This window comes from Methylobacterium sp. WL69 (assembly GCF_008039485.1).
In the GTDB taxonomy this organism is placed as follows: Bacteria; Pseudomonadota; Alphaproteobacteria; order Rhizobiales; family Beijerinckiaceae; genus Methylobacterium.
This window is the reverse complement of record NZ_VRUZ01000055.1, coordinates 20,749-27,162: the sequence shown is the minus strand read 5'-3', so window position 1 is coordinate 27,162 and position 6,414 is coordinate 20,749. Positions and strand designations below refer to the sequence as shown.

Annotated in this window: 5 protein-coding genes; all 5 read right to left on the bottom strand. The window is 74.0% G+C overall.

The features are described 5' to 3' along the window. Positions 1-257: 257 nt before the first annotated feature. Positions 258-1,316, bottom strand: coding sequence for a glycosyltransferase (locus FV218_RS14995; protein ID WP_147710469.1), 1,059 nt, complete (start codon positions 1,314-1,316; stop codon positions 258-260). Continuing rightward, positions 1,313-2,230: a galactosyltransferase-related protein gene (locus tag FV218_RS14990; protein ID WP_147710467.1), complete on the bottom strand. Its 918-nt coding sequence runs from the start codon at positions 2,228-2,230 to the stop codon at positions 1,313-1,315. Before FV218_RS14990 ends, FV218_RS14995 begins: the two co-directional genes overlap by 4 nt. Before the next feature lie 46 nt (positions 2,231-2,276). Beyond that, positions 2,277-3,413: a glycosyltransferase gene (locus FV218_RS14985; RefSeq protein WP_147710466.1), complete on the bottom strand. Its 1,137-nt coding sequence runs from the start codon at positions 3,411-3,413 to the stop codon at positions 2,277-2,279. 20 nt (positions 3,414-3,433) lie between these two features. Beyond that, positions 3,434-4,240: a galactosyltransferase-related protein gene (locus FV218_RS14980; protein ID WP_246685138.1), complete on the bottom strand. Its 807-nt coding sequence runs from the start codon at positions 4,238-4,240 to the stop codon at positions 3,434-3,436. A gap of 94 nt (positions 4,241-4,334) precedes the next feature. Further along, positions 4,335-6,389: an HAD-IIB family hydrolase gene (locus FV218_RS14975; RefSeq protein WP_147710464.1), complete on the bottom strand. Its 2,055-nt coding sequence runs from the start codon at positions 6,387-6,389 to the stop codon at positions 4,335-4,337. Positions 6,390-6,414 lie beyond the last annotated feature (25 nt).

The following is a 6,414-nucleotide window of genomic DNA, read 5'->3' as shown; positions in this document are numbered from 1 at the left end:
GTCCCCAGGCCCGAGCCCCTCCATCGCCGCCCCTCCGACCACAACGCCAAAGGGGCCCAACTCAAAACACTCGAATCGTTTCCGTACAGGCCGTAGCCTTCCAGGAGAGGGAGTCCCGATGCGCCTCGCGCGATCGCATCCGGATGCCGTCCGGTGCCCTGTCTCTGTGCGAAATCGGCCCGTTCGCAGTCGTGCGAATCCCGTAGCCTGTGAGTAGGAGGAATCCGCCCCCCTCCATCTTTCAGTAATCGGCCGGATCACGCCGCCGCGCGGGCCTGGGTGTAAAGCGCCTCGCAGCGGTCGAGCCAGAGGTCGCGGGTGAACAGCCGCAGGACCCGCGCATGGGGCACGGCGCGCGGGATGGCGAGCGCCGCGCCGACGGCCCGCGCCAGGGCGGGTTCGTCCCCGAGGGGCGCGAGGCATCCGGCCTCGCCGACCACCTCTTCGGCCGCCCCCATGGCGAGGCCCGCCACCGGCACGCCGCAGGCCATGGCCTCGATGGCGACCAGCCCGAACGGCTCGTCCCAGCACGGGGTGAACAGGAAGACCGAGGCGCGCCCGATCGCGCGCGCCAGGGCGTCGCCGGAGAGGTGGCCGCCGTAGCGGATCGGCCCCCCGAGCGCCGGCGCGATGCGGGTCGCCCAGTACTCCGGGTCCTCGATGGGTCCGTACAGGGTCAGGGGGAGGCCGGCCGCCCGCGCGGCCGCGATGGCGCGGTGCGCGCCCTTGATCGGCGCCATGCGCCCGGACCACACGGCGCTGCCGTCCCCGGTGTCCCGGTAGGGCCAGGCCGCGGGATCGACGCCGTTGTGGAGCACGGACACGTCGGGCGGCACCGCCTCCGGCCACCAGACCTTGGCCTGCGCCCGCGACGTCACGGTGATGCGGTGGGTGGGGGCGCGGCTCTCCTGCACGAACCAGCGCAGGGCGTCGTAGGGCGGCACGTGCAGGGAGGTGACCGTGGGCATCGCGGCCGTGCGCCGCCGCTCCAGGGGCAGGCGGCTCAGGGAGTTGTTGTGCAGCACGTCGAAGCCGCCCGCCGCGATCCGGTCGCAGGCGGCGGCGTAGCCCGCATCCACATGAGCGACGAGCCCCGGATCGCCCCGGTGTTCGAGGCCGGGGAAGCTCGCCTCGTGGTGCACCGGGATCACCGGGTCGACGGCAAGGCGCGGGTCGCTGTCCCCGGCGGCGAACAGCACCACGTCGTGCCCCCGCGCCATCAGCCCCGCGGCGAGGGACCAGCTGTGGGCCTCCATGCCGCCGGCGAAGGGGGCCGCCACCGGGTGGCGGAGATGGGCGAGGAGGGCGATCCTCACGCCGTCGCCGCCGGGGCGGCCTGGGCTTCGAGGAAGCGGATGACGGACGCCGAATTGCCGTAGGGCTGGTGGCTCTGCTGGCCGGTGAGCGCAAGGTCGGCGGCCTCGGGGCGGCGCAGGATGCGGATCGGCCGGTTGGGCGCGTCGTCGATGAGGCCCATCACCCGGAACGCGTAGAGCCAGTGGCCCATGGTGCGGTAGCCCCACTTGGCCTCGAACAGTTCGGCGTTGCGCACGACGCTGTCGAGGTGGTGGACCGGCGGCATGTGGTGCGGGTGGTACTGGTGATAGGCGAGCCCGCCCTTCATCCAGGCGATGGGCACGCCGCCCTGGTCGAGGACCTTGCCGAAATCCGTGTCCTCGCCGCCGTAGCCGGTGTAGCGCTCGTCGAACCCGCCGGTGGCGAGGAAGGTGGCGCGCCGGATGGCGAAGTTGAGCGACCAGAAGCAGCGGTAGTCGTTGCAGAGTTCGAGGCCGGAGGCCGGGGGGCCGCGGCGGTCGGAGTGCTTCTCGGCCACCGCCGCGAGATCCGCATAGCCCCAGTCGCCCGCCGTGGCCCCGTCCGGCAGGTGGAGCACCTCGCCCATGAGCAGGCCGTCGAGTTCGGCGAGGCCGCGCGCGTAGTCGGCCACGAGGTCGGGGGCGGGGATGCAGTCGACGTCGAGGAAGACGATCATGTCCCCGGTGGCCGCCGCCACGCCGCGGTTGCGCGCCGCCGCGAGGGGCAGGGCCGCGCCCGGCACCAGGATCTGGCGGACCGGGAAGCCGACCTCGGGCAGGTCGTAGGGCGCGTCCTGCATCACCGCGACGACGAACTCGGCGGGGGCTCGCGTCTGGCGCTGCAGGCCCAGCAGCACGTTGCGCAGGTGGGCGGGCCGTCCCTTGGCGAGGGTCACGACGGAAACGGTGGACATGGGACGATCTGGCTCCGGGGAGTCTTGAGCACGGGAAACGAAGGGGTCAGCCGGCGGCAACGACCGGGGGCGCGGGGGGCTCCGTCGCCCCGTGCCAGAGTTCGTCGGTCAGCCCCTCGAGCCAGCCGGCGGCGCGGCGTGCGGCATCCGGCGCGTAGAGGCCGCGCAGGGCGGTGCCGTCGAGGGTGCGGGCCCGGGCCACGAGGTCGCGCCAGCCCTGGAGGTCGCCGGGCCAGACGGGGGCCTGGATGGCGGCGCCGAGGCGGACCAGGGCCTCGGCCTTGCGGGTCTGCTCGCCGAAGTAGCGCCATTCCGGCATGACGACGAGGCGCCCGCCGACCCGCGCCACCTCGTGGACCGTGTTGTCGCCGGCCGACGCCACCACGATGTCGGCGGCGGCGAGGTAGTCGGTGACGGACGGGACCCAGCCGAGCTCGCGCAGGTTGGCAAAATCGGTCTCGTGACCCTCGCGGTGGGTCGGCCCGAGGGTCAGCCACAGGGCGTCGGGCACGGCGCGGGCGGCGACGGTCAGGGGCGCGTAGGGCGTGCCGCTGCCCCCGCCCCCGGTGACCGCGACGACGATCTCGCGCTCCGGGTCGAGGCCGAGTTTTTCGCGGGCCTCGGCGCGGCTCAGGACGCCGTCGACGCTGGTGCACAGGCCGCCGCTGTAGAAGGTCTTGGCCCGCAGGGACGCGGGATAATCGTCCTGCTCCATCCGTTCGTCGAAGGGGGCGAGCATCCCGACGCAGGCCTCGTAGGCGCCGACATGGCCGATGTCCGAGCGGTCGCCGTGCATGCGGATCTGCACCGCCGGCACGCTGGCGATGCGCGCCAGCAGGGCGATCTCCGCCGAGACGTCGACCACGAACAGGCCGACGTCGCGGGCGTCGAGGTGGTCGAGGATCGTCCGCATGGTCCGGCGCATGGCCGTGAGGCCGAGCGGCACGCAGTGCATCACCTGCGGCGTCGGCTCGGCGTAGAGGCGCGGGGTCGGCACGCCGGCGCCGATCATGTCGGGCAGGGTCACGATCTCGATGTCGCGGGAAAACCCCTCGAACAGGTGCGGCCCGGCGGTGAGCACGGAGACGGGACGGTCGCGGGCGAATTCGGCCGCCACCGCCATGGTGCGGTTGGCGTGGCCCCGTCCCTGGTGGTGGACGAAGAACGCGATGGGCTTCTTCATGGCGGTGGTCTTCGCAACTCTCAGGAGAACAGGGCGTCGGGCCGGTGCGCGGCGGCGATCTCGGCGGCGCTCGGCCGGCGCAGGACGCGGATCGCGGGGGCGGCCGGGTCCCAGTCGATGAGGCCGGCGGCCCGGAACTGGCCGAGCCAGTAGGTCATGCACCAGCGCCCGTGGGTGTCGAAGAAGCGCGCGGCGTTGGCGAGGATCGCCTCGAAATGCTGCAGGGGCGGCACGTGCACGGCGTGGTGCTGGTGATAGGCGCGGGCCCGCCCGACCCAGAAGGTCGGCAACCCCGTGGCGGCGAGGCGGGCGGCCAGATCGGTCTCCTCCCCGCCATAGCCCGCATAGGCCTCGTCCATGCCGCCGACGGCGGCCCAGGCCCGCGCCGGCAGGGCGAAGGACAGGCCCCAGAGCTGGCCCGGATCGGGCTCGCGGCGCAGGCCCGTCTCCGGCACCGCGGGCCGCGCCGGATGCGCCTGCCCGAGCCGGTCGAGGGTCTCGGGGTCGGGCGGCACGTCGGGGGGCAGGTTCGGCGGCAGGTACAGGACTTCGCCGAGGAACAGGCCGTCCGTCTCCGCCGCCGCGTGCCCGTAGGCGCCCACGAGGGTGGGGGAGGGGATGCAGTCGACGTCGAGGAAGATCAGGAGGTCGCCGGCGGCGGCTCCGGCGGCGCGGTTGCGGGCGGCGGCGAGCGGCATCGGCTCGCCGGCCACGTGGAGGTGGCGCACCGGGCAGCCCGGATCGGGCAGGTCCGGGGCGGGCTCCGGCTGCATCCAGGCGATCACCAACTCGCGCGGGCGCACGGTCTGGCGCGCGAGGCCCGCCATGAGGTTGCGCAGGCGGTCGGCCCGGCCGCGCACCAGGGTGAGCACGCTCGCCGAAGGGGTCTGCAAAGGGGCCTGAAAGAGCGCTCGCGAAGAATCAGCCGGCATCGGCCAGCATCCGCCGGAAATGGCCGACGCCCTCGATGATGCCGCGGGCGTGCGAGGCCCGGGCCACGTAGGAATGGGTCAGCCCGGCCTGGCTCGCCAGATCGTCGGAGTAGTTGGCGACGATGATGGCGTGCCCCTGGGCGCGCAGCATCTCGACGTCGTTGCCGGAATCGCCCGCCACGAACACGGCGCGCTCGGGCAGGCCGTAGCGCGCCCGGACGTGGTCGACGGCCGTGCCCTTCGAGGCCGCCACCGGCAGGACGTCGAGGTAGCGGCCGTGGCTGTGGATCACGTTGGCGCGCCGCCCCGTCCGGGCGAGGCGGGCCCGGACCGCCTGGGCCGTCCCCGCATCGCCGAAATAGCTGAGCTTGTGCCCGCGCTGCTCCAGGGAGCCCTGGGGCACGAGCCCGTCGAGGTCGGCCAGGGCCGCGCGGACGCCGTCGCGGTCCCAGTCCGCCGAGACGCGGGCGCGCCACGCCGCGTCGGCCGTGTAGGTGACGCCGTTGGCATCGAGGTGGTGGATCTCGGAGCCGACGGAGGTGATCATCACCTGCGGGCGCGGGCTCTCCTGCTGTTCGAGGATCGCCATGGCGCTGTGGAACGAGCGGCCGGTGGCGACGCCGAAGGCCAGCCCCGCCTGCCGGCTGCGCCAGCGCCGGAAGATGCCGAGGGCCGCCGCGCAGCCCACCAGGGTGTTGTCGATGTCGCAGACGAGGAGCTGAAGGGGCGCCGCCAGGGGCGGCTCGGGCGCCAGGAGCGCGCGCAGGAGGGTGTGGTAGCGCGCGGCGTGCCGGTCCCAATCGTAGGCCGCCGCCGCCCGTGCGCCGCCGGCGACGCAGGCGGCGTAGAGGCCGGGCTCGTCGAGGATGCGCAGGCAGGCGGCCGCGATGGCGTCGGGGGCGCGGGGATCGACGAGCAGGCCGTTGCCGCAGGTCTCGACGATGTCGTTGGGCCCGCCGCTGTCGGTGGCCACCAGGGGCAGGCCGGCGGCGGAGGCCTCCAGCAGGGTCAGGCCGAACGGCTCGTTGAGGGCCGGGTTGACGAACAGGCCGCCGCGGGCGCGGGCATGGGCGTAGATCGCCGGCACGTCCTCCGGGCGGTGGGTCTTGGGGTAGGCCACGCGGCCGTAGAGGTCGTAGCGGTCGATGAGCACCAGGATCTCGCGCATGGTCCCGGCCATGTCGCCGTCGAGGGCGTCGATGTCCTCGCGGGTGCCCGCCATCAGGACGAGGTTGGCCCGGGCCTGCAGTTCGGGGCTCTCGCCGTAGGCGCGCACGAGGGCGCCGAGGTTCTTGCGCGCCACCGGCCGGGCCAGGGCCAGGAGGGTGGGCTTGCCCGGATCGTGCAGGAAGCGGTCGATGGCGGCATCGACCTGCGGACGGGGCTCGGCCGCGGCGAACCGGGCGAGATCGCTGCCCGGCGGCAGGACGCGGATGCGCCCGGGCTCGTAGGCCGCGTAGCCGGCATACTGCACCTCCGCCTCGTCGCGGGACGAGGCGATGACCAGGCTCGCCCGCGCCAGGGCCGCTTCCTCGGCGGCGATCCGGCGCGCGAGGTCGGGGCAGCCCGCCGCCGCGGGCCCGAGCATCGCCGCCTTGACCCGCCCGAGGGAGTGGGCGGTGAACACGAACGGGATGCCGAGCCGGTCCGCGACGAGGCCCGCCACGGAGGCGGCGTCCGCGTAATGGGCGTGGATCAGGTCCGGCGGCCGCGGCTGCGCGGCGATCCAGGCGACGAGGTTGCGGGCGAAGCTTTCGACCTCCGCGTGCATCGCCTCCTTCGACCGGTAGGCCGGCGACGCGCTCGCGAGCCGCACGAGCTCGACCTTGTCGGAGATGCGCTCTTCGGGCACGGCGTAATCGGGGCCGGGCGCGCCGTGGAACAGGCGGGTCGCCACCACGATCCGGTCGACGCCGACATCCTGGGACGAGGCCGCCACGAGATCGAGCAGGTAGCGGATGTGGCCCCCGGTGTCGGCGGTGAGCCCGAACACGACCTCGCCGCTGCGCAGGCAGCCTTGCAGGGCGATATGCAAGACGAACATCAGGGCGCCGGCGTTATGGGCGGGT